This window comes from Vibrio kasasachensis (assembly GCF_050337565.1).
Taxonomy (GTDB): Bacteria; Pseudomonadota; Gammaproteobacteria; order Enterobacterales; family Vibrionaceae; genus Vibrio; species Vibrio kasasachensis.
Genome location: NZ_JAKJTB010000008.1, coordinates 131,201 through 157,329, shown reverse-complemented (window position 1 = coordinate 157,329; position 26,129 = coordinate 131,201). Strand labels below are relative to the sequence as shown.

26 protein-coding genes are annotated in these 26,129 nt (G+C 42.1%); 12 read left to right on the top strand and 14 right to left on the bottom strand.

What is annotated here, in order from left to right:
- Nucleotides 1–154: 154 nt before the first annotated feature.
- Both L4C38_RS01050 and L4C38_RS01045 read right to left on the bottom strand, forming a co-directional pair.
- Complete coding sequence (locus tag L4C38_RS01050; RefSeq protein WP_428795681.1) at nt 155–790, bottom strand: DUF2057 family protein; 636 nt, start codon at nt 788–790, stop codon at nt 155–157.
- Between the two features lie 109 nt (nt 791–899).
- Entirely contained in the window at nt 900–1,991 is a 1,092-nt protein-coding gene (locus tag L4C38_RS01045; protein WP_428795680.1) for a porin, read from the bottom strand.
- A 482-nt stretch (nt 1,992–2,473) separates the two neighbouring features.
- Between L4C38_RS01045 and L4C38_RS01040 the strand changes: the two genes are divergently transcribed.
- Both L4C38_RS01040 and L4C38_RS01035 read left to right on the top strand, forming a co-directional pair.
- Nucleotides 2,474–5,191 carry a heavy metal translocating P-type ATPase gene (locus L4C38_RS01040; protein WP_428795679.1) on the top strand — a complete coding sequence of 906 codons (2,718 nt, stop codon included), beginning with the start codon at nt 2,474–2,476 and terminating at the stop codon, nt 5,189–5,191.
- A gap of 8 nt (nt 5,192–5,199) precedes the next feature.
- The gene (locus L4C38_RS01035; RefSeq protein ID WP_428795678.1) at nt 5,200–5,643 is read left to right on the top strand and encodes a DUF411 domain-containing protein; all 444 of its coding nucleotides are present in this window, start codon (nt 5,200–5,202) and stop codon (nt 5,641–5,643) included.
- Between the two features lie 53 nt (nt 5,644–5,696).
- On the opposite strand, the gene hemH is transcribed toward L4C38_RS01035, so the two are convergent.
- The 3 genes from hemH to htpG form a co-directional block, all read right to left on the bottom strand.
- Complete coding sequence (gene hemH, locus L4C38_RS01030; protein WP_428795677.1) at nt 5,697–6,659, bottom strand: ferrochelatase; 963 nt, start codon at nt 6,657–6,659, stop codon at nt 5,697–5,699.
- Nucleotides 6,660–6,822: 163 nt separating this feature from the next.
- Nucleotides 6,823–7,467, bottom strand: coding sequence for an adenylate kinase (gene adk / locus L4C38_RS01025; RefSeq protein ID WP_428795676.1), 645 nt, complete (start codon nt 7,465–7,467; stop codon nt 6,823–6,825).
- A gap of 311 nt (nt 7,468–7,778) precedes the next feature.
- On the bottom strand, nt 7,779–9,683 hold the full coding sequence (gene htpG / locus L4C38_RS01020; protein ID WP_428795675.1) for a molecular chaperone HtpG: 1,905 nt from the start codon (nt 9,681–9,683) through the stop codon (nt 7,779–7,781).
- Nucleotides 9,684–10,042: 359 nt separating this feature from the next.
- On the opposite strand from htpG, the gene L4C38_RS01015 reads away from it, so the two are divergent.
- Genes L4C38_RS01015 through L4C38_RS01000 form a run of 4 tightly spaced genes read left to right on the top strand, consistent with a single transcriptional unit; the run spans nt 10,043 to nt 12,545 of the window.
- Nucleotides 10,043–10,912, top strand: a complete 870-nt coding sequence (locus tag L4C38_RS01015) for a winged helix-turn-helix domain-containing protein (RefSeq protein WP_428795674.1) — start codon at nt 10,043–10,045, stop codon at nt 10,910–10,912.
- A gap of 10 nt (nt 10,913–10,922) precedes the next feature.
- A complete protein-coding gene (locus L4C38_RS01010) occupies nt 10,923–11,438 on the top strand; it encodes a regulatory protein ToxS (protein ID WP_428795673.1) in 516 nt (171 codons plus the stop codon).
- Between the two features lie 48 nt (nt 11,439–11,486).
- Nucleotides 11,487–12,242, top strand: coding sequence for a sulfite exporter TauE/SafE family protein (locus tag L4C38_RS01005; RefSeq protein ID WP_428795672.1), 756 nt, complete (start codon nt 11,487–11,489; stop codon nt 12,240–12,242).
- A 24-nt stretch (nt 12,243–12,266) separates the two neighbouring features.
- Complete coding sequence (locus L4C38_RS01000; RefSeq protein ID WP_428795671.1) at nt 12,267–12,545, top strand: Rdx family protein; 279 nt, start codon at nt 12,267–12,269, stop codon at nt 12,543–12,545.
- A gap of 33 nt (nt 12,546–12,578) precedes the next feature.
- Here L4C38_RS01000 and yfcE read toward each other — a convergent pair whose 3' ends face one another.
- The 5 genes from yfcE to L4C38_RS00975 are packed head-to-tail and all read right to left on the bottom strand — an operon-like array spanning nt 12,579 to nt 15,444.
- Nucleotides 12,579–13,127 carry a phosphodiesterase gene (yfcE, locus tag L4C38_RS00995; RefSeq protein ID WP_428795670.1) on the bottom strand — a complete coding sequence of 183 codons (549 nt, stop codon included), beginning with the start codon at nt 13,125–13,127 and terminating at the stop codon, nt 12,579–12,581.
- A 44-nt stretch (nt 13,128–13,171) separates the two neighbouring features.
- Nucleotides 13,172–13,582, bottom strand: a complete 411-nt coding sequence (locus tag L4C38_RS00990) for a CBS domain-containing protein (protein ID WP_428795669.1) — start codon at nt 13,580–13,582, stop codon at nt 13,172–13,174.
- Nucleotides 13,579–13,929, bottom strand: coding sequence for a P-II family nitrogen regulator (locus tag L4C38_RS00985; protein ID WP_428795668.1), 351 nt, complete (start codon nt 13,927–13,929; stop codon nt 13,579–13,581). Before L4C38_RS00985 ends, L4C38_RS00990 begins: the two co-directional genes overlap by 4 nt.
- Nucleotides 13,919–14,707 (bottom strand): DUF1538 domain-containing protein, encoded by a 789-nt coding sequence (locus tag L4C38_RS00980; RefSeq protein WP_428795667.1) that lies wholly within the window; start codon nt 14,705–14,707, stop codon nt 13,919–13,921. Before L4C38_RS00980 ends, L4C38_RS00985 begins: the two co-directional genes overlap by 11 nt.
- On the bottom strand, nt 14,707–15,444 hold the full coding sequence (locus L4C38_RS00975) for a DUF1538 family protein (protein WP_428795666.1): 738 nt from the start codon (nt 15,442–15,444) through the stop codon (nt 14,707–14,709). The genes L4C38_RS00980 and L4C38_RS00975 overlap by 1 nt, the downstream gene beginning before the upstream one ends.
- Before the next feature lie 217 nt (nt 15,445–15,661).
- Between L4C38_RS00975 and L4C38_RS00970 the strand changes: the two genes are divergently transcribed.
- The 6 genes from L4C38_RS00970 (at nt 15,662) to L4C38_RS00945 (ending at nt 20,545) form a co-directional block, all read left to right on the top strand.
- Nucleotides 15,662–16,576 (top strand): TIGR01777 family oxidoreductase, encoded by a 915-nt coding sequence (locus L4C38_RS00970; protein ID WP_428795665.1) that lies wholly within the window; start codon nt 15,662–15,664, stop codon nt 16,574–16,576.
- Nucleotides 16,577–16,622: 46 nt separating this feature from the next.
- Nucleotides 16,623–17,450, top strand: a complete 828-nt coding sequence (locus L4C38_RS00965; protein ID WP_428795664.1) for an SDR family oxidoreductase — start codon at nt 16,623–16,625, stop codon at nt 17,448–17,450.
- 270 nt (nt 17,451–17,720) lie between these two features.
- Entirely contained in the window at nt 17,721–18,575 is an 855-nt protein-coding gene (locus tag L4C38_RS00960) for a co-chaperone YbbN (RefSeq protein ID WP_428795663.1), read from the top strand.
- Between the two features lie 134 nt (nt 18,576–18,709).
- Nucleotides 18,710–19,642, top strand: a complete 933-nt coding sequence (locus L4C38_RS00955; protein WP_428795662.1) for an SPFH domain-containing protein — start codon at nt 18,710–18,712, stop codon at nt 19,640–19,642.
- 8 nt (nt 19,643–19,650) lie between these two features.
- Entirely contained in the window at nt 19,651–20,103 is a 453-nt protein-coding gene (locus tag L4C38_RS00950) for an NfeD family protein (RefSeq protein ID WP_428795661.1), read from the top strand.
- A 235-nt stretch (nt 20,104–20,338) separates the two neighbouring features.
- On the top strand, nt 20,339–20,545 hold the full coding sequence (locus L4C38_RS00945) for a hypothetical protein (protein ID WP_428795660.1): 207 nt from the start codon (nt 20,339–20,341) through the stop codon (nt 20,543–20,545).
- 55 nt (nt 20,546–20,600) lie between these two features.
- On the opposite strand, the gene L4C38_RS00940 is transcribed toward L4C38_RS00945, so the two are convergent.
- From L4C38_RS00940 to zipA, 4 genes are all read right to left on the bottom strand, one after another.
- Nucleotides 20,601–21,347, bottom strand: a complete 747-nt coding sequence (locus L4C38_RS00940) for a YccT family protein (protein ID WP_428795659.1) — start codon at nt 21,345–21,347, stop codon at nt 20,601–20,603.
- A gap of 79 nt (nt 21,348–21,426) precedes the next feature.
- Nucleotides 21,427–22,461, bottom strand: a complete 1,035-nt coding sequence (locus L4C38_RS00935; RefSeq protein ID WP_428795658.1) for a porin — start codon at nt 22,459–22,461, stop codon at nt 21,427–21,429.
- A 541-nt stretch (nt 22,462–23,002) separates the two neighbouring features.
- Complete coding sequence (gene ligA / locus L4C38_RS00930) at nt 23,003–25,012, bottom strand: NAD-dependent DNA ligase LigA (RefSeq protein ID WP_428795657.1); 2,010 nt, start codon at nt 25,010–25,012, stop codon at nt 23,003–23,005.
- 133 nt (nt 25,013–25,145) lie between these two features.
- A complete protein-coding gene (zipA, locus tag L4C38_RS00925; RefSeq protein WP_428795656.1) occupies nt 25,146–26,066 on the bottom strand; it encodes a cell division protein ZipA in 921 nt (306 codons plus the stop codon).
- Nucleotides 26,067–26,129: the final 63 nt, after the last annotated feature.

Here is a 26,129-nt window from a genome sequence, read left to right as displayed (position 1 = left end):
CCAAAATTGGGCGTTATTTTATACGCAAGTTGGATGAGGCGCTAGGGTATGGCGACGTTTTTCCTCGAAAGTTTTGCTACAGCAAACGGTAATAAAAGCGAGAATCCTACTGGCATTCTCGCCATTCAAGCAAAACGACGTTATTAACTAGTTGTTAATCATTAATGTGTTGTACACCCCAAGAGATAAAATTTTGTCGTTGTTCCGGTGTTAAGTTAAGGAATGCGTCTTCTATTGCAATGGCATCTGAACACTTACTTTGAGTTTTTTTAACTAACTGAGAAGGGCGATTGAGTTTCGGCTGGCTTTCGAAATCGGCAAGAATGGCAGCCTTTCCGCCTGATTGGTTATATACGTCCAGCATCGCATTGTAATCTTTAATCAGTTCAAAAGTCTGATCGTAAATGATGTCTAATTTATACTCTACCGCGTGAGCATCACTCGTAATTTTCACACTCGGTGATTTCTTAAACTTATTCACACCTCTCTCATCTCTGATCGCAAAAGGGGTTTCCAAAAACAAAACTTCATCTTGGGCGTTAAAGCGAATCACCATTGGATATGAACTAAATTTTCTCTTACCTCCATTGGTATCATACAAACCTGTCACGCGAATCAGTAGTTGGTTGTCTCCATTCACTATTTTTAAGTCGCCTTTGCCTTTATTGGGGATCTGATTGATCGATTGATTCACTGCCAGCACCTCAACGCGATTATCAGTTTTTATCGTGACTTTAGCGTGCGTTGTAACACTAAATAAACATAGAAAAACAGCCAATAGTTTGTTCATAGATTTCCCACCAAGCTTTGTTTCAAATTTAAAAACTAAAAGTCCCCCTCTTTACGAAGAAAGAGAGGGAAAGGTTAAACGTAATAATTAGAAGAATATGAGTACAGAATTAGAAGGTCCATTCTGTACCGATACGTACCATCACATCATCGTAGTCTTCACCAGCCAAAGCAGTATTAGTACGATAAGTACCGCTATGTTGCGCGATACGTAGGAAGGTATAAACAGAGTTCAACGAATAACCTAATTCACCAGTGATGGTAGTAAAGTCTAGCTCTTTGTCTGACTCATTATCGGTATCACCTGTTTGATCTGCATAACCTAAGCGGAAGTTAAAATCCCCCATAAAGTAGTTGGTTTGTAATGAGAATGCCTCGATATCGCGCTCTTTGTACTGCGCAGCGGTATGCGCATCAGCTTCAAAATCACCTGTTTTATATGCACCAGCAACATTCCAATTGTCTGTCAAACTAAACTGGAAACCAGTAAAGTATGCTGAGGTCTCACCAACAAGGTCTTTATCAAACTCAGTTTCATCCGCAATTTCGAAGCCAGCGTGTAGAGTTAGCACTTCTAGTGGAGTAATCGAAATTGAACCACCAAAGAACTGGGAATCTTCTTCGTTTGAACTACCGTTACCTGCCGCTAAACTGAATTTCACAATATCGCCGTACATTGGCGAGTCATAGCGCATCATTTGGCTCTTACGGTCAAAATTGAAACGCTCACCTTCACGCCAACCACGGTCAAATGTTGTGCCCATGTTCGACGCTGAATACGGCCAGTCAACTAGTTCATACATTGGCGTCAACATACGACCAAAGCGCACTGAACCCCAATCATCCCCTCGAAAACCAACGAAGGTATCCCGATTACCCAGCTCAGCACCATCATCAAGAACCCAACCAGATTCAATTTGAACGAATGCTTCAAGGTGATCATTCATAGTTTTTGCTGCACGAAAGCCAACACGAGATTCATTCTCGAAGACCATACCGTCTTGGGCTAGCTCTTTGTAACCCGATGCTGCTTTATCATCGAATTTCTTAGCGTTGTAATCCACTGCTGAGATAGAGACTACACCATACACTTCTACATTAGCGTCGTTAGGATCACCCAACATATATGCATTAGCAGTACCAGCGGCCATGGTAGTTGCTGCAATCGCTGCACCTAAAAGTGTTTTCTTAAAGTGAAACATAAAATAACCCCTATATATTGTTTTTTAGTCGTATTTTCTTGTTCCCATCACCAAACAATTTTCCGTTGAGTGAGAGGTTCGATTTATGGACAGGGGCATCGTTACAGACTTTTTTATCGAAAAATAATTGATCAAAAAATTCTCAGATCAACTTCAAAACGCAGAAAAGCAAAAACATATAAACAGTTTAAAATCAGATAGTTACAAAATAAAAGACAAAAAAGCAAATACCGCTTTTTAGATTTAATTAGCGAGATAAAGACCTAACAGCCTGACAGTGTTAAGTTACTCGCAGGTGTTTTTTTTGAATTGATATCTCTTTAGAATTAACCAAAACAAAGATTGAAGTACCTCGCAGGAAAAAACGTCAAAATCAGCGAACTTTTTCTTAAAGCATCGGTCGTTGGAAAGCAATTTGCTGCTTGACCCTACCCTTGAGGTAAGGTTTATCCTATGCATTAATCACAGATCGAGGATAAGCGATGAACACATTCGATATACCACTACATGGTTTAAACTGTATGAGCTGCGCGCGAAAAGTCGAAAACAAGCTAAGCCAACACTACAATGTGACCATTCATACGCTTTCCCCTACATCGATATCACTTGATACCAATGCATCATTTGCACAAATAGCCCAAAAAGTTGAATCTCTTGGTTATCATGCTGGCCATAGCAAGCACTTTTATTTGAGTGGACTGAGCTGTGGTAAATGCGTGAACAAACTTTCTCAGCACTTAGAGCAATCTGAATCGGTGTCTTCGCTGGAAGTATCTAAAACAGAATTGCATTTATTTACTTTACTCTCTGATCAACAAATTATTGCATTAGTTGAGCAAGCTGGTTACCAAGCATCCGTTGATTCAAAGCCCACAGCAGATGTTGAAAAAGACCCGACACACAACCAAGATATCGCTCGCCCTATCAAGAATAGAGCGCCCATTGAAACAGGAAAACAAACCAGCGCGAAAAGCTATAACTTACTGATTGGCGGGATGACTTGCGCGAGTTGTGTATCCTCTGTAGAGAAAACCCTCCTTAGCGTTGATGGTGTAAGTAAAGTGCAAGTCAACCTTGCAGAACAAAGTGCGATTGTGATCGGTTCTTCAGAACAGTTAGACAATGATGAACTCACGCTAGCAGTTGCGAGAGCAGGCTATAGTGCTCAGATTATCGATGACCCGAAAACCCAGCAGCAAAAACAATTAGATCAACAACGCTTAATTCAGTCACATCACAAACACAGTGCATGGTATGGGTTGGCTCTTGGTGTACCTTTAATGGCATGGGGCGTGTTGGGAGGGAACATGATGATTCAAAACCTAACCGATCAGTTGATTTGGGGATCGGTAGGTTTGGTTTGTTTATTACTTCTTGCCACCGCTGGTCGTACATTCTTCGCTAATGCATGGCTGGCGCTAAAACATGGTCGCGCCACAATGGATACCTTGGTTGCGCTAGGCACAGGCGCTGCGTGGCTGTTTTCTATGTTGATTGTATTTTTCCCAAATTGGTTTCCGATAGCATCACGTCATGTGTATTTTGAAGCCAGTGCAATGATCATTGGTCTTATTTCTCTCGGTCATTTCATTGAAGCCAAAGCCAAAGCGAATACCACTCGATCTTTACAGGCACTGATCGATCTTCAACCCAAATCGGCTACTCTCGTGACTGACACTGGCGATACAGACATTGCTGTGGAGTTAATTGAGCAAGGAATGCAGCTGCGAATCAAGCCGGGAGAGAAAGTACCCGTCGACGGTATCGTACTTTCTGGACATTCGTATATCGACGAATCAATGCTCACTGGCGAACCAATGCCTGTAGATAAACAAGTCGAAGGTTTGGTTTCAGCAGGTACTCTCAACCAAGATGGTAGTCTCGTAATTGAAGCAACCAGCGTCGGTCACGATACGATGCTCGCGCGAATCATCAGCCTAGTGCGTCAAGCGCAAAGCAGCAAACCGGCGATAGCAAAGCTCGCAGATCAAGTTTCAGCAGTGTTTGTTCCCGTTGTCGTTGCTATAGCGATTATTTCGGCATTAATTTGGTTCGCTGTAGGACCAGATCCTAAAGCAAGCTATATGTTGATAGTGGCAACGACAGTACTCATTATTGCCTGCCCATGCGCACTCGGGCTGGCGACTCCGCTGTCCGTGACAGTAGGGGTTGGTAAGGCTGCTGAGATGGGGATATTGATCCGTGACGCCGATGTATTGCAGTCTGCCAGTAAACTCGATTGTGTCGTATTTGATAAAACGGGCACGCTAACGCAGGGGACACCGAGTGTAGAAAAAATCTTTTCCCTGCACAGTGATGAACAAAAACTACTCTCGCTGGCAGCAAGTTTGGAGCAACACTCTGAACACCCTCTAGCAAAAGCGATTGTAGTGCACGCTAAACAGCAATCTTTAACATTTAGTGATGTGGAGAATTTTACCAACTTACGTGGTAAGGGTGTTCAAGCTGAAATAAAAAAGCGTCAACTTTCGGTGATTTCACTCCCCTACGCACAACAGCTTGGTATTAATCTAGATGATCTTGATTGCGTTATTCAAGAATGTACAGAGAATGCATGGACAACTGTCGTTGTCACGCTAGATGGGATCACTGAAGGTATTATAGCGATAGCCGATCCCATTAAGCATGATGCGTTTGCTGCAATCGAAGCACTTAAAGCTCTCAACATTAAACCAATCATGCTTACTGGTGATAACCACATCGTGGCGCAATCCATAGCCAAACAGCTGGGAATTGAAGAGGTCATTTCACAGGTACTGCCTGATGAAAAAGCTAAACATATTCAACAATTGAAACAGCAAGGGTTTACTGTAGCGATGATTGGTGATGGCGTGAATGACGCACCAGCTTTAGCACTCGCTGATATAGGTATTGCAATGGGTAGCGGTAGTGACGTCGCGATAGAAAGCGCACAAATGACGCTACTAAATTCTTCACCACTTGCGGTAGTAAAAGCGATTGAGCTTTCTAAAGCCACCATAAGAAACATGAAACAAAATTTATTTGGAGCGTTTATTTACAACTCTCTAGGTATTCCAATTGCTGCTGGTGTGTTATACCCAGCATTTGGTTTTCTACTAAATCCAGTAATTGCAGGAGCAGCCATGGCACTCTCTTCAATTACTGTGGTAAGCAATGCAAACAGACTACGATTATTTGAAACGAAGCATCGTTCTTAGGGGGATCTATGACACTTAAAACCATTACTCTTGCACTACTTTTGGGCTCAGCCAGCACCGCGTGGGCTGCTGATGTCATCAATCACAAATCACCATATTGTGGTTGCTGTACTGAGTGGACAAAACACATGCAAGATGCTGGATTTACAGTGAAAGAAAAACTGCATGAAGATATGAACTCTATAAAACAAGAACTCGGCTTACCCTCGAAGCTCGCTTCTTGTCATACTGCAGAAATTGACGGTTTTGTATTTGAAGGGCATATCCCTGCTGAGGACATTAAATCCTTCCTAAAAAATCCGCCGAAAAACGCCAGAGGATTAGCTGTTCCAGGAATGCCTATGGGGTCACCTGGTATGGAATATGGCAACAAGAAAGATGCTTACTCCGTTTATGCTTTTAACGAACAAGGACGAGTGTTCGAGTACCGTCACCATCAAGGTAATAAATAACCCATAAGTAATCTATAGCCCAGTATCTCTGGGCTTATTTCTGCCGATTAGACTTAACGATACTGTGCGATAAGATCCGCCATCAACTCAATATGTAAGTCATCATCATTTAAGCAAGGTATGTAATTGAACACTTCCCCACCGTGTTCCTTAAACAGTTCTTGGCATTCAACCGAAATCTCTTCCAAGGTCTCTAAACAATCCACGGCAAACGCTGGCGCCATAATATCAATCGACTTTGTGCCTTTTGCTGGCAGTGCTTCTAAAGTCTTATCCGTATATGGCTGCAACCACTCTTCTCTACCAAAACGGGATTGGTATGTCATACCTATTTGCTGATCAGATAAACCTAGCTCCTGCTGGAGAAGTTTTGTGGTGTATTCACAGTGTTGTGGATAAACATCACCATTGTCTGCATAACGCTTGGGAATGCCATGGTAAGAACAAAGTAAATAGTCACCTTGACCTTTCTCTTGCCAAGAACGACGCACACTTACCGCTAAGGCTTTAATATAAAGCGGATGATCATAATAATCACGAATAAAGCGATAAGCCGGAAGTACAGCCATTTGCTTGAACGCAAGGGTCAACGCATCTGATACTGCTGCTGTCGTCGTCGCTGAATACTGTGGGTAGAGAGGCAAAACAATAAGCTCTTCAACGTTTTTTTGTTTCAGTCGCTCAATAGCAGAAAAAATGCTCGGGTTGCCATAGCTCATTGCCAGTTCCACCGGAATATCGAGGCATTGCCCCAATTTCTCTGCTTGCCTCTTCGAGTGCACCATCAAAGGAGAGCCTTCTTCCGTCCAGACGGATTGATAAAGCTTGGCTACTTTTGGTGAGCGAATAGGAAGAATGACGCCATGCAGAATAGGGCACCACAGCCAACGTGACGTATCAACTATGCGCTGATCATGAAGAAATTGACTTAGAAATCGTTTTACTGCGGGTGTTGTAGGTTCATCTGGAGTACCTAAATTTACCAATAACACACCCTGTTTCTTATTATTATTCATTGCACCCCATCAATTTATACCCTTCCTACTTAAAGTAGTTGGAGTATATGCTTACTCGTGATCAACACTAAAATTCAGCGCGGTTAGCTGATAAACATTTTGAGTAGAAAAAAGGCGACCCTAAGGTCGCCTTTACTATAACAATTTTTTCTCAGACAGAGAATTAAGCAAATGCTTTTTCGATATCAGCACTTACTTCAACAACTGGTTTGGTACCATCAAACTTAAGGTATTTAGTGTTACCGGCTTCAGCTTCTTTACCGTAGTAAGAAATAAGCGGCGCTGTTTGCGCATGGTATACACCTAGACGTGCTAGTACTGTTTCTTCTTTGTCATCATCACGAACAACTAGGTCTTCACCCGTTGCGTCATCTTTACCTTCCACTTTAGGTGGGTTATAAACCACGTGGTAAGTACGACCAGAAGGAAGGTGAGCGCGACGACCTGTCATGCGTTCAACGATTACACTATCAGCTACATCAAATTCAATTACGTAGTCAACGTTCACGCTCATTTCTTTTAGGCCATCAGCCTGAGGAATTGTGCGAGGGAAACCATCTAATAAAAAGCCTTTTTCGCAATCAGATTGAGCGATACGCTCTTTAATTAGGCCAAGGATGATTTCATCCGATACTAGCTGACCAGCGTCGATTACAGCTTTAGCTTGCTTGCCAAGTTCTGTACCCGCTTTGATAGCTGCACGTAGCATGTCACCAGTAGAGATTTGTGGAATACCGTATTTTTCCATGATGAAGTTTGCTTGCGTGCCTTTACCAGCACCTGGAGCACCTAGAAGAATGATGCGCATGATTTATCCTCTTTAAGATTAGAAATTTATACCGAAGCTCAAAATAAGATTTTAACCATTCGCAAACGGTTAGTTCCGGTATATCACCATCAGATTGGCTTTAAGCGAGACAACGTTCTCGCGTTAGTTCTCATATTCAAGCCGCTGATTCTAACATAATTTGTTGCATCAACGACGCAATTAAGACTAAAGAATGCAATTCAAGCAAGTCTCATATACCACTTAACGCATAAAACTATCAATTCGACCGTTTTATTTAACGTTCAAATAAAAAGCCCGCATAATGCGAGCTTTTTACTGATTTTGGCGTATTAGCCCTTAGTCAAAAGAGTATTGATTGCACCCAAGAATTGCGACGGATCTTCTAGTGAACCACGTTCAGCTAGCATCGCTTGACCTAGCAATACTTCAACCCAACGACCAAAAGCTTGCTCATCGGTTTCATCAGACATACGCTTCACGAGCTCATGTTCTGGGTTAATCTCTAAGATGTATTTCACTTCTGGCGCTGCCTGACCTGCGGCTTCTAGAAGTTTCGCCATTTGCGTGCCCATCTCAAAATCGTCTGTTACAACAACGGCTGGTGTAGATGCAAGCTTGAATGTTGTACGAACCTCTTTTACTCGATCAGCCAAATATTCTTTGGTACGTTCAACAACAGATTTAAACTCTTCTTCTGTCGCTTTTTGCTTTTCTTTCTCAGCTTCGTCTTCGAACTTACTTAAATCAAGACCTGCTTTAGTAATCGATTGAAATTGCTTGCCATCGAACTCAGTCAAGTAATTCATCAACCACTCATCAATGCGGTCGTACATCAAGATGACTTCAATGCCTTTCGCTTTAAACTGCTCTAAATGCGGGCTATTTTTCGCCGCAGCATAACTATCTGCAGTCAGATAAAAGATCTTATCTTGATCTTCTTTCATTCGCTCAACATAAGATGCAAGGCTGATGGTTTGTTCAGAAGAATCTTCTTGAGTAGAAGAGAAACGGAGTAAACCCGCAACTTTCTCCTTATTGGCTCCATCTTCTGCAGGGCCTTCTTTCATGACCAAACCAAACTCTTTCCAGAACGTTTGGTATTTTTCCGCATCGTTGTTTGCCATACGCTCTAGCATGGTCAGAACACGTTTAGTACAAGCACCACGCAAGGATTGAGTCACTTTGTTATCTTGCAAAATTTCGCGAGAAACGTTCAGTGGCAAATCATTCGAATCAATCAAACCGCGCGCAAAACGCAGGTATGACGGCATAAACTGTTCAGCGTCATCCATGATAAAGACGCGTTGTACGTATAGCTTCAAACCAGATTTATGTTCACGATTAAACATATCCCATGGTGCTTTTGATGGTATATACAACAAGCTTGTGTAGTCGTTTTTGCCTTCAACGCGGTTGTGGCTCCAAACTAGCGGATCGGCAAAGTCATGTGATACATGCTTATAGAATTCTTGATATTCTTCTTCGCTAATGTCTGATTTATTACGAGTCCAAAGTGCTTGAGCTTTGTTGATTTGCTCCCACTTTTTCTCTCCCGTTTCTTTGCCTTCTTCATCACGCTCAGAAGTTTGAATCAGTACCGGAATACCAATGTGATCAGAATACTTGCCAATTACATCGCGTAAACGCCACTCGTTAAGAAACTCCTTTCCTTCTTCACGCATGTGAAGAACGATATCAGTACCGCGGCTTTCTTTACGGACATCTTCAATGGTGTAATCACCCTCGCCGGCAGAATGCCATTGAACCCCTTGTTCTGGGCTCAAACCACCAGCACGCGTACGCACAGTGACAGCATCTGCAACGATAAATGCAGAGTAGAAACCAACACCAAATTGACCAATTAGCTGTGAGTCTTTAGTTTGATCTTGAGATAATTTTGAGAAAAATTCAGCCGTGCCTGATTTAGCAATGGTTCCAAGATGTTCAATAACATCTTCGCGGCTCATGCCTATACCATTGTCTGAGATAGTGAGCGTATTCGCTTGTTCATCAAACGACAGTTTCACACCTAAATCGGCATCACCCTGATATAAATCAGGGTTAGACAATGCTTGAAAACGAAGCTTGTCTGAGGCGTCTGAGGCGTTTGAAATTAGCTCACGTAAAAAAATCTCTTTATTCGAGTACAGTGAGTGGATCATTAAGTGAAGCAACTGTTTTACTTCGGACTGAAAGCCGCGAGTTTCTTTATTGTGAGTGGCAGTTTCGCTCATATTTACTCCATAACATCTATACTAATCAGATCTCATATCGCACTGTGCGATAAAAACCATATGATGACTGATACATGAAATGAGGGTGGCAAAGATAAATTCAAGGTCAAAAATCAATAAAAACTGCGTTTTTGTTTATCTACCCTCTAGTCAAAATAGTGCTATATGTAGTGCTATTATCTAAAAATGTAAATTCTAAGTCAAAAAACATAAAAACAGTGTTTTTTTATTTTTATATTGTCTATTCTTTTAGCCAATATAATTCTATATGGCGCATCATTCTATAAAAATGCACATCGCCGCTAGCCGTAAAGTCGCATTGGTGATCAATGAGACCTCTCAAACCGAAGGCCAAATGCATGAGTAATATCGGAACCAAATTTAACCTTGCTGACAAATTTACCTTTGACCCGAATACTAACGCCTTAGTTGACACTCTAAATGACGATAACGAAATTCGATTAGGCAGTAATGAAAGCCGCATTTTATTATTTTTGCTAGAGAATCAAAATAGCGTAGTAAGCCGTAATGATCTATACGGTTTTGTATGGCGCGAACAAGGTTTTGAAGTTGATGACTCTAGTCTGACACAAGCAATTTCGACACTCAGAAAGCTTCTCAATGATCCGACAAAATCTCCTAAATTCATCAAGACCATACCTAAGCGTGGCTATCAGTTAATTTGTAGTGTTGAACGGATGACACCATTAATTAGCGGCGACTCATCGACTGCGTTACCACTTTCCAGTACAGATGATGAACCAATGTATCTAGAGCCTGAAATCAATCTAGCTGAAGATGTGGAACGTGAAATAGAAATAGCCGATGCTGCTTTGAACAATCAAACCGTGCCTTCTCCATCATCAAAAACACTAAGTTTGATAACTAAAATAGCGCTTGTACTTGCTCTCGGTCTTCCCATTCTTACGATTGTGCTAGGCAAACCAAGCACATCACAATTTCAGCGATTAGCTACGTTTGATGATGTGATTGTGCAAACACCAATAAATCATCCGTCATTGACTCACTGGCTTTCAGCTATTGAGCAGTGTGTTTCACGTTACAAAGTCACGCACCAAGGTGAGGAAGCACCGATAAAAGTCATTGCCACAGGCGGACAGAATAATCAGCTTGTCCTCAATTATATTCATCAGCCCGCACACTCGGGTGAGAATATCACTGTGCGCATATTTTCTGACCAAGACAATATTAATCACATTTGCCAGTAAGGGTATGTTTATGAATCAGAAAATAGCATTGATTTTGTTGGCGATCTCAACACTTTTTAGTGGCTGGTTATATTGGGGTAGTGACATACAAATTGAAAAAACCATCACCTCGAAAGAGTGGCAGTCCAAGATGGTTACTGTGATAAGTGAAGGCTTGCGTGAGGAATCTGTTGGTCCTCTGCGAAAAGTGGATGTCACTTCCAACGTTAAATACTTACCAAACGGCAGTTACATTCGCGTTGCAACAGTTCGACTATTTGCCAACAGTGAGCAAAGTGACAGCGTGATCAGTATTTCCGAAACGGGTCAATGGGAAATTAGTGACAATTACTTACTCATTTCTCCAACTGAATTTAAAGATGTCTCTTCCCCAAACAGTAAAGATTTCACAGAAGCTCAGCTTTTGTTAATCAAGCAGCTATTCAAAATGGATGCCCAACAAAGCCGCCGGATCGATATTGTGAATAACAATACGCTACTACTGACTAGCTTAAGTCACGGATCTACGGTACTTTTCTCTAACTAGTTCCCAACTTAGTGGCAAGGGGAGCATGACGCTCCCCTTGAATATTTCATGGATTGGATTCATTCTATTGGGCTTTTCATCGGCTCACTCATCGCAAACACACTCGCTTCATTATCAGGAGGCGGTGCGGGCTTACTGCAATTTCCTCTCCTGTTATTTTTCGGTCTACCTTTTTCCATCGCTTTAGCCACTCATAAAGTTGCCAGTGTTGCTCTTGGGCTAGGGGCCGCCGCAACGCATCTCAAACAAAAAAGTTTTACGATTCAAGAAGCCATTTACATTACTTCTGTCGGTTGTATAGGCGTGGTCATTGGAGCTAATCTGATACTAAAAATACCTGCTGATTTCGCGGAGCGCTTACTGGGGGCAATGATCCTCGCCCTAGGTATTTATTCACACTTCAAAAAACAGTTAGGTCAAAACGCTCACCCAATCAATCGAAATTGGCAGGGTTGGCTAATCGGTAGCTTAGGTTTGCTATGCATCGGAGTAATCAATGGATCGTTGACTGCGGGCTCTGGGCTTTTGGTTACATTATTTTTAGTACGCTGGTTTGGTTATAGCTACAAACAAGCCGTCGCATTAACCATGATATGTGTCGGTCTTTTTTGGAATGGTATTGGCGGTATTGCTGTGGTTCAAGCTGGAGCATCTATCTATTGGTCTTGGTTACCAATATTGCTGTTAGCCTCATTTGCCGGTGGCGCGATTGGGGCTTACTTATCAACTCGTTTCACAAATCAAGTGATCAAACGATGCTTTGAACTACTCACATTGCTGGTCGGATTAACATTACTGATATAAAGAACCATAATTCAAGGGGATAACATGGAAAAGGCGAACATTGATATTTACTATTGCCGCCAATGTAGTTGGATGCTGCGCTCAACTTGGCTGAGCCAAGAGCTTCTGCATACCTTTAGCGAAGAAATAAGCGCGGTCTCTTTACACCCCGACACTGGTGGACGATTCGAAATTTTCTGCAATAACCAGCTAGTATGGGAGCGGAAACGAGATGGTGGTTTCCCCGAGGCGAAAGTATTAAAGCAAAAAGTACGAGATATTATCGATCCTGAACGAGATTTGGGGCATTCAGATAGTAAATAAGGCACCGAAAGATGCCTTATCTAGTTCACACTGCTAAGCAATTGCCTTTTCGAGGATCGTTTGCCCTTCAAAAGTCACTACTTTGATCACGCTATCTTCTAATAGCCCATAACTGGCATCATATCCGCTTCTCGGAAAGGTAACGGAACCTGGATTAAATATAAACTGCGCCCCATTTCGTTCTGCCAATGGAATATGAGTATGACCATGAACAATTACATCACTCTCACGTAAGGCTGGACGCTTTTCACTGTTATGTAGATGACCATGCGTAACAAACAACCTTTGCCCACTTGGCAACATAATCCAAGCGTAATCACTCATCATAGGGAATGCCAATAGCATTTGATCTACTTCGCTATCACAGTTGCCTCTCACTGCCATTATACGATCAGCGTATTGATTCAAAAGCTCTGCCACCGCTGGAGGATTATAACCTTCAGGGATAGGGTTACGTGGACCATGGTTTAACACGTCCCCTAATAAAACCAATGTTTCAATTCCAGAACGATCGAACTCAGCAAGCACTCGCTGAGTTGCAGGCAAGCTACCATGCAGATCAGAGGCAAAAAACAGTTTCACTATAAATACTCCTCAAATTTATTGAAGGCATTTTACTCAATTGGCTATGACTCGTCATCCCGTGCCATTCCATTAATAACAATATTGTTGTAACTAACCATACCGATCAGTTCACCGTTCTCAATAACTGGAGCACGGCTAATACCAAAACGTTCAAATAGGCGAGCGCAATATTTCACGTTCATATCTGGATCAACACCGAGTGCAGGTTTCGTCATGATCTCATATACATTAGTTCGGTCTGGGGAGCGATTTTTTGCCAGTACTTTTTTTGCAATATCATTCATTAAAACAATACCGTATTCATCATTCTCGTGACGTTTGTTTACCACTAACGCTTTGACTTTATGTTCCCGTGCAATCCGGATTCCCTCTTGCACGGTAATCAAACCGTCAATAATGACGTAAGTTGCCGCCATCACATCTCTAACTCGGACTATCTGTTGAGTATTCATAGCTCATCCCCCACCACTTTCGTTAGTCTCTCAACCTGATGCGCAACGCCAACGGCATCTTCAATATCAATCTGGACGGCAATCCCCTGCCCTGACTCTTCATCAAACCCGCCAACATTGCTGATGGTTTCAAGGATGTGCCTAGAAAGGTGCTCTTCAACAACAAAAAGCAACACGTCTTTTTGTACCTCAAGTGTTAATCCAAAAAAGGTGCGTTTTTGGTTTAAACCTTCACCTCGGGCATTGTTTATAACGGTAGCACCTGTAGCACCAGCGCTGCGGGCAGCGTCAAGTACCTGCTCGGTTTTACTATCTTCGACAAAGGCTAAAAGCAACTTAAAGCGCATTTTCTTTATCCTCTTGTTGCGGTTCTTTATTTAACCATTGAGTTATTTGTGCATACGCCATCACTGAAATTATCGGAAATAGGCTGGCAAAAGCAATTAAACCAAATCCATCAATCATTGGATTTCGTCCGGGCACGGTTGAGGCAAGCCCAAGCCCCAATGCCGCAACCAAAGGAACAGTAACAGTCGATGTTGTCACGCCTCCAGAGTCATAGGCTAGAGGGATGATTAACTTAGGCGCATAACAGGTTTGTATCACCACGATGACATACCCCGCGATGATGTAGTAATGAATAGGGTCACCCACCACAATGCGATAGCTGCCCAATGAAATACCGAAGGCAACACCAAGTGCGACTGCGATTCGCAAGCCGTTGACACGAATACTTCCGCCTGAAACTTGATTGGCTTTTATCGCAACCGCAATAAGCGATGGCTCAGCAATAGTGGTACTAAAACCAATACAAAAAGCAAAGAGATAAACCCAATAGTAATCAGCCCAATTCAATATCGATTCGGTACTTAAGCGTACTTGCTCTATAAAATCAGGTGCAGTCAATTGCTCCGCCATAGTTTCACCTAGCGGGAACAAGGCCATTTCCAGCCCAAGCAAAAATAGAGATAAACCTAAGATAACGTAGAAGAAACCGAGTATCACTTTAGGTAAATTTGCCACTGGTCGTTTTAAAACAGCAAATTGAAAACCAAAAATGATCGTTACGATGGGAATCACATCAGTAACAGTGCTTAAGAATGTGTCGACAAACTGCATTAACATTATGCCACCACCATGCCATAGACCATAACAAACATCATTGGCAGCAAAGAGGCAAAAGCAATTAAGCCAAAACCATCTATCATTGGATTTCGACCTTTTATCGATGAAGCTAACCCGACACCAAGAGCTGTAACAAGAGGGACGGTAATCGTTGATGTTGTGACGCCACCTGAATCGTATGCGACACCGATGATACTCTCTGGCGCAAATCCGGTTAGCACTACAACTCCGAGATAGCCTCCGATTATCATGTATTGGATCGGCCAGCCTTTAAGAATCCTCAATACGCCTAGTACAATGGCAAAACCTACGGACAACGCCACAGTAAACCGTAAGCCATTCGCATAATTCTCTTGGCTCTGCTCTTTATTGGCGATCATTCCACCTTCTGCTGCAACCTCCGCAGCTTCAGCGGCAACGGCTGTGAGTGCAGGTTCAGCAATAGTGGTACCAAAACCCAAACAAAAAGAAAAAAGTAACAACCAAAACACACTGCCTTTCTGTGCAAAAGCTTGTGCCATCGTTTCGCCGATAGGAAACAAACCCATTTCTAAACCAAAGATGAAGAATGTCAGCCCTGTGACGACTAGCAGTAAACCAAATGTAATTGAGGCGATATTTGGTAAGGGCTCTTGCAACACCACAAGTTGAAAAAAAGCTATCACGATAACGATCGGCATCAAATCGCGCAAGCTTCCTAGCATCGCACGTAGCAGCGCCCCAAAGGCTTTGGGCATAGTCTCACTCCATTCCATGAGTTGCTGTATATCTTGCCAAAGCAAGCCTTGATAATATGTGACAATTACTACAGCACTTAATATAGATGTAACAAAATGTGATTTTTGTGAACATTACCCAAGCTAATTGTTCGGTAAAAGAGAAGTCGATAATTAGTAGCTGTTGATCCGAATTTGTCTGAATCTCGCTATAATTACTCCAGACAAGGAGAGTTAAATGAAAATATTACTAACTGGTGGCACCGGTTTTATTGGCAGAGAATTACTCAAGCACTTAACAACTCATGAAGTAGTGCTATTAACTCGCTCGCCCGAGAAAGCCAAACAAATCGTTAGTCATGCTGATTTAGGCAATATCACCTATATATCTCACTTGAACGGTTTTCATGACCTTAATGATTTTGACGCAATTATAAATCTCGCCGGAGAACCGATAGCAGATAAACGTTGGAGTTCAGAGCAGAAGAAAAAAATTTGCGAAAGTCGCTGGAAACTGACCGAACAACTCGTCTCTTTAGTTCATGCCAGCACCACCCCTCCCTCCGTATTTATCAGTGGTTCTGCTATTGGCTACTATAGTGATCAACAAGAGCACCCTTTTGATGAAAGCTTGCATGTCCATTGTGAACACTTTCCTCATCATGTTTGCGCCAAATGGGAAGAAATCGCCAATCGTGCGCGCTCAGAAAATATTCGGATTTGTATTTTACGAACAGGCGTTGTACTCGGTTGTGATGGTGGTGCATTGGCAAAAATGCTCTTGCCATACAAAATAGGAGTCGGTGGACCTATTGGCAGCGGTCGCCAATACATGCCTTGGATCCATAAGCTTGATATGGTTCGTGCTATTGTATACTTGCTTGAAACCGAACATGCGCATGGTGAATTCAATATTTGCGCACCGCACCCTGTGACAAACCGCCATTTTAGCGGCACACTTGCGCGAACTCTAAAGCGTCCGCATTTCCTCTTCACGCCCAAATGGGCGATTAAAGCCATCATGGGAGAATGCTCAGTATTATTACTTGATAGCATTAGGGCAAAGCCAAAAAAATTAACCGAATTGGGCTTTCGATTTAGTTATTCACGTCTAGAGCCTGCGTTGAAAAATCTATTACAACATCATGAATAATCCTTTACTCTAATACTCTATTTTCAAAGGGAAAAGAAGAGATTTCATGACCAAAGCGATACTCATCACTGGCTGTTCATCGGGTATAGGCTATGTTACCGCTCATGCGCTTCACAAGCGCGGGTATCAAGTCATCGCCTCTTGTCGAAATACAAAAGATATCGAGCGTTTGAAGCAAGAAGGGCTGACTTGTATTCAACTTGATTTAGCTTGCCCGGAGAGTATCAGCAAAGCGGTACAGCTGACCTTAACGTTAACCAATGGCAAACTATATGCCCTGTTTAATAATGGTGCATATGGTCAACCAGGGGCATTGGAAGACTTGCCTACCGATGGATTGCGAGCTCAGTTTGAAACAAATTTCTTTGGTTGGCATCAGTTAGTGGTAGAAGTATTGCCCGTAATGAGAAAGCAAGGCGAAGGTCGAATTATACAAAACAGTTCAGTACTGGGCTTCGCCGCCATGAAGTATCGTGGGGCATACAATGCATCAAAGTTTGCCATTGAAGGCTGGACTGACACACTTAGATTAGAACTTGCATCGACCAACATAAAAATTAGTTTGATCGAACCCGGCCCAATCGAAACTCAATTTCGCGCCAATGCATTAAAGGCGTTCAAGCAGTGGATAACGGTAGAAAACAGCACTCATAAAACGGCGTACCTAGAGCAAATAATACGGCTAGAAAAACAATCATCTAACAATGCTTTTGTATTGCCAGCCGAGGCATGTATTGAACCTGTGATACATGCTCTTGAAGCCACCACGCCTAAGATTCGCTATCGGATAACCAAACCAACCCAAGTGTTTGCGTTATTAAAACGAATTCTTCCAACTCGGTGGTTAGATAAAATTTTGCTTAAAGCAGCTTAGTGTAATAATAACGTCACAAATTAGAGGCATCATAATAGCGTAAACCATTAAAAAGCGTCACATACGGTGCCTGTACATGTCATTAAACCAATTAAACTGGCTCTGTGTGAGTGTCGCGTTAACTTTGCTTATCATACTATAAACACCTTCGCTTGCACTTTGCCGAAAAACACCACGAATTAGCGTGGTGTTTTTGTTTAAATGCTTGATTTATCCTGCTGTCGACCATACTTAATGGTTAGATAAAGACATTTGGAAAGGATATGTCGCATGCAATCACCTTTTATCACTGAATTGAATCAACAGAACTTCATGCAAGTTCTCGAGAGCTCTCAACACACTCCTCTACTGATTCACTTTTGGGCATCAATAAGCCCTGAGAGTAGTGATGTCATTCCGCAATTACAGCAAATTGCGCAAAACTATAATGGCGCAATGACACTAGCATTACTTAACTGCGAACAAGAACAATCAATAGCGGCTCAATTTGGCGTACAAGCGCTACCAACGGTTGCACTGTTTATCGACGGCAAGCCTGTCGATGGTCTTGGTGGTCCTCAGCCAATTCACGCAATTGAAGCTATGTTAGCTAAACATCTTCCTAGCCAAGATGAGCTAAATCTAAATAAAGCTCTTGAGTTGATTACAGAAGGTTTACATGCTCAAGCTCTCACCATGCTAAACACTCTACCAGCTGAATTAGCCAGCCGAGGAGATGTGAAACTGGCGCTTGCTGATTGTTATCTTGAAGCTCAAAACTTTGAGGACGCTGAAGTTTTATTACAAAACATCCCTCTTGAGTACCAAGACAACTATTACAAAGGTTTGATCGCCAAATTGGAAATTCATCATCAGGCAGCTAATAGCCCTGAGATCCAATCCCTTGAAGAGCAACTTGCGCTGGATCCTAGCAATACCAAATTGGCTCAAGAATTAGCATTAAATTACCATCAAGTTAACCGTGACGAAGAGGCACTCAATTTGATTTGGCAATTTCTTGTGAAAGATCTTGGTGCACTGGATGGTGATCTGAAAAAATCATTTATGGATATTCTCAGCGCTCTGGGACAGGGAAATAAAACTGCCGCAAAATATCGTAGCCGACTCTACTCTATCTTGTACTAACAGTAAGAACGACAGCCAAGATCAGCCCAATTGATCTTGGTTGTATTGGATTGGCGTAGCAATTCTCGTTATTACGTTTGTCGCTGGATAAATAATAAGCAACAATGAGGCTATCTTAGAATAAGGAACGCCTCATGCCTGTCGATACATCCTTCCCACTCGATTCAATTATCACAACCGCTATCTTTATTATTGCCGTTGTCTCTTTCGTCTATGCCGGAGTAAAAACCGTACCACAAGGTAGCCATTGGACGGTTGAGCGATTTGGTCGCTATACCCTAACACTGAAACCCGGTCTTAATTTTATCATTCCTTTCGTCGATAAAATTGGTCATAAAATCAATATGATGGAACGAGTTCTTGATATACCTGCACAAGAAGTTATCTCACGTGATAACGCTAACGTAACCATTGATGCAGTCTGCTTTATACAAGCGATTGACGCACCAAAAGCAGCATACGAGGTTAATGACCTTGAACACGCAATCCGCAATTTGACCTTAACCAACATCCGTACCGTACTTGGCTCTATGGAGTTGGATGAAATGCTCAGCCAACGCGACATGATCAACGTAAAACTACTCGCAATCGTTGATGAAGCGACCAATCCTTGGGGCGTAAAAATCACACGTATTGAGATAAAAGACGTTCAACCACCAGCTGATTTGACTGCTGCGATGAATGCCCAAATGAAAGCCGAGCGAAACAAGCGCGCAGAAATACTGGAAGCGGAAGGCGTTCGTCAAGCGCAAATATTAAGAGCTGAGGGGCAAAAACAATCTGAAATACTAAAAGCTGAAGGTGATAAACAAGCCGCTATTCTACAAGCAGAAGCTCGCGAGCGAGCGGCAGAAGCAGAAGCTAGAGCGACTGAGATGGTTTCAGAAGCCATTTCAAAAGGCGACATGCAAGCGGTCAATTACTTTATTGCTCAAGGCTATACCGATGCGCTAAAAACCATCGGTCAGGCGGAGAATGGCAAAATTATTATGCTTCCGCTAGAGGCATCCGGATTGATGGGATCGATTGCGGGTATTGCTGAAATGTTCAAACAAGAAAAACAATAGAGGTTTATGTGGTTGAAGTTTTAGATAACGTAAATCATTGGCATTGGATCGCCTTTGGGCTGGCGTTACTTGCCGCCGAATTGCTGGGTACTGCCGGCTATCTGCTTTGGTTAGGGATCTCGGCTTTAATAGTTGGAGCCCTACTAACTTGGTTGCCTATGAGTTGGCAACTACAGTGGGTTTCATTTGGTGTCTTTTCTTTAGCAACCACATGGCTTTGGTGGCGAAAGCAATTGAAAAGCGATCAACAGGATGATAACCAAAGAGATCTGAATCAGAAAACCAAGCAGCTCATTGGGCAAACCATTGTACTGGAACACGACATACCCGCAGGGAAGTCTAGAATAAAGTTAGCCGATACCACGTGGTCTGCTTATTCAGAACAAGCATTATCTGCTGAAACTGTCGTGAAAATAGTTGAAATTAAAGGAATAGTTTTATTTATTGAAGAAAAAAAGTAAGCCTTATTTCCTTTAAAATGGGCAGAAAACGTCTCCTTTTTCTGTCCATTTTGTTTTAACAAGTAGCCCACTAGCTATAAAAAAAATTTTTGGGACATTTAACCTAAAAAAACATAAAGATATGTTATTTATTACATAAAAATATCATTTTTTTTTGATCTTTATCAGTCTTGTTTCATAATAAGGGTATCTCAGTAAAATTTGAGATGCCTCACAAAACAATGGAGAAATTGTTATGAAGAAGATTATTGCCCTATTCTGTACTGCGCTACTTTCGTTTTCTGTGTTTGCATCTACAACTGCAAATAACTCAAATAGTAATCAAACCGCTCGCGGGGCGTGGGTTACATGTAACTTGCCTGATGGGACAACAGATTACATTCCTAGCGGTGTATGTCGCTCAAATGGTGGAACTTACTCTGGTGCTACACTATCTCGTTAGTATTGACAAAGCCCTTGCCTAATAAAAAGGGCAAGGGCTTAAAAATTCGAGTCAATTAATGCGATACTAACCAGGCCAATATTAATTTTCTTTCTGCTGGTGATGCCTCTCCATACCAGTATCCCATCATCTCTAATGATTTAGAGCCCTCTAGCTTAGACAGAGTTACCTCTTGTCTGTTTTCAAACGCCCAATTCGTAAATTGTTCTAATTCCTGAGGCGTTGCTTTCTTAGCCCAATATGCAATCATTTGACTTGCATCCCCACCTGACAATTGTCCTGTAGCGAATGAAGCACTTTGAGTACTGTTAGCCGATGATGATGCCGTCACAATACCTTTTACTTGGTTATACTTATTTAACTCTTTAAGATAATTACGACCAATACCTAAAATAGCTGGTAGAACATCAATCGTGAAATCCATTTTCTCGCCGTTAGTGTCAGTTAACTTCACCTTCGGGTTTTTATTAAAGTTCTCAACATGAATCATACGAGTAATTTTTATATCTGGTGCTAATACCAACTTTGTATCTTGAGCATCAAATGTAATAACAAACGCCTCGGAACTAAATTTTTCTTTCTTTCCAAAGCCATTGTCCACTAATTTTGCTACGCGGAACACCACTTGATTAGTTCCATTTGGCACTTCAAATTTGGGGGTAGAAAACGCCCAAAAGCCAGATTCTTCACTATCAACAACAAGAGGTGTGATATTTTCGTCAAAACTTAGTCCAACTTCAGCATGTGGAGCAAATGAAGCCGTCGTAATACACAATGCAATTAAGGTTTTCATTACCTTCATCTTTCTCTCCTGAAAAAAAGAGCACTCTAGTGAGAGTGCTCATAAAATAAGACAGTTAGACTAACTCATAAGCCGCAGCTTACCAGTAGTATTCAGTACCAAACATAAGTCTAGTTTTATCACTCTCTGTCGTTTTACCATCCATATCGTAATCACGAATATCGAAGTATAAAATTGCGCTTGGTAGTGTATATGCTACGCGAGCAGTGATTGCGGTATCTGAATCGTCCTCAACAGCTTTATCAGACTCACCTTGATGTGCGTAACCAGCTTTGATAAACCAGTTTTCGTCGATAGTGTATTGGATTGCTGCAGAGTAGCTTTCTTGGCTATTTTCGCCACCCGCAGTGTAATCTACAGATGCATCACGGTAAGCTGCATTAATAGTGAAATCACCTAGGAAGAAGTATGCACCCGCAACCCAGTAGTTACTGCTATCTAACGCTACGTCAGCTGCAGTACCCATGTTAATTTTAACTTCTTTTTCTACTGACTCACCACGGTCATAGTAACCAGCATGTAGTAGCATATTATCATTTTGGTATGCACCAGCAAAACTCAAAGTCTTAGAGTCAGTTGAAGTCCCCATACCACTCAACGTACCTTGAAGTGTGAAACCATTCCAGTTTGCTGAATCGTAGCGGATTACGTGATCAGCACGGTCTTGATATTTTGCACCGATATCATTAGCTGTATCAAATGCACCACCAGTACCAGGGTTCGTGTGTCCATCAACGATGTTGTATGCTGCAATTAACTGGCGACCGTATTTGATGTTACCGAAACCATCCCAATCAAAACCTAGGTAAGTATCACGAGCACCTAAACCACCAGTGTTGTCACCGTTGTTTGCGTTACCACCTTCCATTTGCCAAATCAGGTTAGGTTCTAGATCTTCAAAATCAACCACACCACGGAAACCGATACGAGATTCGATATCAGCGATCATGCTGTTATCTTGGTTATCTTTAATATCAAAAATAACTGCACCAGCCGCTTGACCGTAAAATTGTACTGCATCACCTACAACATCAACTGCTGCATTTGCAGAACCTACTGAAGCAACAGAAGCCACTGCCGCACATACTAGAGTGCGTTTAAAAAATTTGTCCATGGAAAAACTCCTAAAAATGGATATAGCTGTTTTATTTACTTTTCCCTTAAGTTGGCCGCCGAAGGGAAAAGATTTTTCGTGTAAAATCTCAATAATCATCAATGATCGTTTTGATTTTAAAGTTACTGCATACACCTCGTGTATCCATGGGAACCAGACTAACTTCGCAGCAAAAAACATCAATGAGAACTTAATTTCTTTATAAAAAAATATGACCCAATGCATACTTTTTCTAAACTAGTGATCAAGATCTCTATATCGTTTTGAACTTTTTCAATAAATAATAATTTCATTACAAATCAATAAGTTAGCACACTTTGACGTCGCGAAAACTTGATGTGCACCGCATATAAAAACCTAAAATTAGCTAAAAAAATTAATTACGATCAATGTCACTCTAATTTTATGGACATTTTCCTTTAAATTAAACCACCTTAATTTTAATGCAAAAAAAACACCTCTAAATATAGGGGTGTTCTCTATTTTGTTTTATATTTTAGAATGCAAAGTATCTGTAATCTAATCCAATTACACTGATTTTCTACATTAGATTAATCAAATCTTGTTCTGTTCTCACTTCAACACCTAGCTCTTGCGCCTTCGCTAATTTCGACCCTGCATTTTCACCAACAAACAAAATATCTGTTTTCTTTGAAACACTTCCCGTCACCTTAGCACCGAGTGATTGCAGTGCGGCTTTAGCATCAGAGCGTGATAGTTGGGATAAAGACCCCGTTAATACCACCACCTTTCCAGCAAGTGGCTGAGGAATGCTGTCATCTTTCTCTTCGATAGTTGGCCAGTTTATGCCCTGTTCAATCAGTTCTGCGATCACCTTTTTGTTTTTATCCTGCGCAAAAAAAGCAGTGATATGACTCGCAACTATTACACCGACATCCTGAACTTCAACCAAATTTTCATGACTTGCGCACATCACAGGCTCAAGATTTTTAAAATGAGTCGCTAAATTAGCCGCTGTCGCTTCACCAACTTCACGAATACCCAACGAATACAAAAATCGAGCTAAAGTCGTTTGCTTTGCTGCTTGCAGTGCATTCACTACGTTTTGTGCTGATTTTGGTCCCATACGATCCAATACGGTAATGACTCCAGCACTTAATTTGAATAAGTCAGCAGGAGTCTCTACCATTTCACGGTCAACAAGCTGCTCAATCACTTTCTCACCTAAGCCATCAACATCAAGTGCTTTACGTGAGACAAAATGCTTCAGTGCTTCTTTACGTTGGGCTTGGCAAACCAACCCACCTGTACATCGTGCTACCGCCTCACCTTCAACGCGCTCAACCGCCGAACGGCAAACTGGGCATTGATTAGGAAACTCAATCTCACGTGCGTTTTCTGGGCGTCTCTCTTCAATAACTGAGACCACTTGAGGGATGACGTCGCCAGCGCGACGAATGATCACGCTATCACCGATTTTTACTTTCAGGCGCGCAATCTCATCGGCATTATGCAATGTCGCATTACTTACCGTTACGCCACCAACAAACACAGGTTCTAATTTCGCAACTGGTGTAATAGCGCCTGTACGACCCACTTGGAATTCAACATCATTGAGAAGCGTTATTTCTTCTTGGGCAGGAAATTTATATGCAATTGCCCAACGTGGAGCTCTCGCAACAAAGCCCAACAGCTCTTGTACCGCAATGTCATCAACCTTAATTACCACACCATCAATCTCATAAGCCAATTCATCACGGCGGCTTAAGATATCTTGATAGTAACTTTTCACCTGCTCAAGAGACTCTACAAGCTTTGTCTCAGGACACATTGGCATTCCCCAACTTTTAAGTTGGACAAAACGTTGATAATGACTGGTGGAAAGAACCATACCTTCCACAACACCTACACTGTATGCGTAAAAATTTAGCGGGCGTGTTGCGGTAATACGCGAATCAAGTTGACGCAAACTGCCAGCAGCGGCGTTGCGTGGGTTAACAAATGTTTTTTCACCTTTTTTGAGTGCCAGTTGGTTAAGTTTGTCGAAACCGGCTTTAGGCATAAACACCTCACCACGCACTTCAATTCGCCTAGGCCAACCTTCACCGCGCAACTTCAACGGAATCGCGCTGATGGTTCTCACGTTTTCAGTAATATTCTCACCGGTAGTGCCATCACCGCGCGTAGCCGCTTGTACTAGAATGCCATCAACATAAAGTAGGCTCACGGCTAATCCATCAAGTTTTGGCTCACAACAAAAAACATCAAATTTCGCCGCTGGTAATCGATCAACCATCCGCTTATGAAAAGAGCTTAACTCGCCATCATCAAATGCATTATCAAGTGATAGCATTGGTATTTCATGGCTAACGGTATCAAAGCCATCAAGAGGTAAGCCACCAACTCGTTGGCTAGGTGAGTCGATCGTTACCAGTTCAGGTGATTGTGCTTCTAGATCGAGCAAATCACGCATTAGGCGGTCATACTCAGCATCCGGAATTTCAGGGCTATCTTCAACGTAATAACGCACAGCATGGTAATGAAGTGTTTCGCGTAACTGTTCGAGTTGTTGTTGGATTTCTGTCGACATATTTCACTCAGGTTTCGATAGGATATGACTAATCATACGAGTATGACTGTACTACTCGTTGGGTTCAATAAAGCAAATAAAAAGGCTCCCAATTATGAAGGAGCCTTAATTCTTTGAGTTTATATTGCAAACATCAGCTAGCTTGTCTTGCCTTAAACTCTTTAATTTGTGCTTTATAACGATCGATACGATTTGGGGTTATCAGATTACGCCCGTCATCCAGCACATTGGCACCTAAATCATCGGCAATCTGCTGCGCTGTTTTGAGCATCAACTTGAAGTTTTGGTCAGCATCACCGTAACAAGGTAATGTCATGAAGAAAGATATGCCTTTAGTACTAAAATCAGCTGGGTCATCGTGTTTCAGCGCTCCCGGTTGCATCATATTAGCAACACTAAATAGCACCTTTCCCGTTACCGAGAGATCAGTATGACGATGGAAGATGTCCATTTCACCATACAGCAAATCATGTTGTTGCATGCTATCGAATAGCTTGGTGCCGACAAAAGGCTCATCGCCAGTACAGTGCACATTCAAAACAATAACTTCCAGCTCTTGTTCTTGAGGCTCTTCAACGATTTCGACAGCTTTCGCATCGACTTGGGCAACATTAGGCTCCGCGGTGAACGCCTGATCTAATGGTTCAATCTCTAACTCAGCGGTATCTAATGCTGACATTGATGGAATTTCATCCATCACAACTTTATTCGCTTTCTTATCTGCTACTTCTGTTTCAGGATCATCGGCGAAATAGTCAGCCGTGAGTGGATCTGAAGTCAATGGATCGGAACTAAACGGATCATCTTCCAAAACATCAGTTTCGAAATCCGTCTCTTTACGGTCCTTACGTATAATTTCAAAATCATCTTCTGACGCAAACCCTCGGTCAGCACTTCGATCCAATACATCTTCGCTGTTGGTATCGAGCTTCCCTAATGGTTTATCACCAAATTTTGATTTGCCTTCTTTTTTACTCGTCCATAGACCGTGGAACAATAACGCGGCGATGGCAAGCGCGCCAACCACGATAAGTACGAATCGCAATTCCTGCATTTTTTGCTCTCATTTGCTTAGCGGCAAACACTTTCTGGGCTTACGGCCAAATTGATTAAACCT

Excerpts from the sequence above, each read along its gene's own strand:
- L4C38_RS01050 (WP_428795681.1), bottom strand. The coding sequence starts at position 790 with ATGAACAAACTATTGGCTGTTTTTCTATGTTTATTTAGTGTTACAACG.
- L4C38_RS01045 (WP_428795680.1), bottom strand. The coding sequence starts at position 1,991 with ATGTTTCACTTTAAGAAAACACTTTTAGGTGCAGCGATTGCAGCAACT.
- L4C38_RS01040 (WP_428795679.1), top strand. The coding sequence starts at position 2,474 with ATGAACACATTCGATATACCACTACATGGTTTAAACTGTATGAGCTGC.
- L4C38_RS01035 (WP_428795678.1), top strand. The coding sequence starts at position 5,200 with ATGACACTTAAAACCATTACTCTTGCACTACTTTTGGGCTCAGCCAGC.
- hemH (WP_428795677.1), bottom strand. The coding sequence starts at position 6,659 with ATGAATAATAATAAGAAACAGGGTGTGTTATTGGTAAATTTAGGTACT.
- adk (WP_428795676.1), bottom strand. The coding sequence starts at position 7,467 with ATGCGCATCATTCTTCTAGGTGCTCCAGGTGCTGGTAAAGGCACGCAA.
- htpG (WP_428795675.1), bottom strand. The coding sequence starts at position 9,683 with ATGAGCGAAACTGCCACTCACAATAAAGAAACTCGCGGCTTTCAGTCC.
- L4C38_RS01015 (WP_428795674.1), top strand. The coding sequence starts at position 10,043 with ATGAGTAATATCGGAACCAAATTTAACCTTGCTGACAAATTTACCTTT.
- L4C38_RS01010 (WP_428795673.1), top strand. The coding sequence starts at position 10,923 with ATGAATCAGAAAATAGCATTGATTTTGTTGGCGATCTCAACACTTTTT.
- L4C38_RS01005 (WP_428795672.1), top strand. The coding sequence starts at position 11,487 with ATGGATTGGATTCATTCTATTGGGCTTTTCATCGGCTCACTCATCGCA.
- L4C38_RS01000 (WP_428795671.1), top strand. The coding sequence starts at position 12,267 with ATGGAAAAGGCGAACATTGATATTTACTATTGCCGCCAATGTAGTTGG.
- L4C38_RS00990 (WP_428795669.1), bottom strand. The coding sequence starts at position 13,582 with ATGAATACTCAACAGATAGTCCGAGTTAGAGATGTGATGGCGGCAACT.
- L4C38_RS00985 (WP_428795668.1), bottom strand. The coding sequence starts at position 13,929 with ATGCGCTTTAAGTTGCTTTTAGCCTTTGTCGAAGATAGTAAAACCGAG.
- L4C38_RS00980 (WP_428795667.1), bottom strand. The coding sequence starts at position 14,707 with ATGTTAATGCAGTTTGTCGACACATTCTTAAGCACTGTTACTGATGTG.
- L4C38_RS00975 (WP_428795666.1), bottom strand. The coding sequence starts at position 15,444 with ATGCCCAAAGCCTTTGGGGCGCTGCTACGTGCGATGCTAGGAAGCTTG.
- L4C38_RS00970 (WP_428795665.1), top strand. The coding sequence starts at position 15,662 with ATGAAAATATTACTAACTGGTGGCACCGGTTTTATTGGCAGAGAATTA.
- L4C38_RS00965 (WP_428795664.1), top strand. The coding sequence starts at position 16,623 with ATGACCAAAGCGATACTCATCACTGGCTGTTCATCGGGTATAGGCTAT.
- L4C38_RS00960 (WP_428795663.1), top strand. The coding sequence starts at position 17,721 with ATGCAATCACCTTTTATCACTGAATTGAATCAACAGAACTTCATGCAA.
- L4C38_RS00955 (WP_428795662.1), top strand. The coding sequence starts at position 18,710 with ATGCCTGTCGATACATCCTTCCCACTCGATTCAATTATCACAACCGCT.
- L4C38_RS00945 (WP_428795660.1), top strand. The coding sequence starts at position 20,339 with ATGAAGAAGATTATTGCCCTATTCTGTACTGCGCTACTTTCGTTTTCT.
- L4C38_RS00940 (WP_428795659.1), bottom strand. The coding sequence starts at position 21,347 with ATGAAGGTAATGAAAACCTTAATTGCATTGTGTATTACGACGGCTTCA.
- L4C38_RS00935 (WP_428795658.1), bottom strand. The coding sequence starts at position 22,461 with ATGGACAAATTTTTTAAACGCACTCTAGTATGTGCGGCAGTGGCTTCT.
- ligA (WP_428795657.1), bottom strand. The coding sequence starts at position 25,012 with ATGTCGACAGAAATCCAACAACAACTCGAACAGTTACGCGAAACACTT.
- zipA (WP_428795656.1), bottom strand. The coding sequence starts at position 26,066 with ATGCAGGAATTGCGATTCGTACTTATCGTGGTTGGCGCGCTTGCCATC.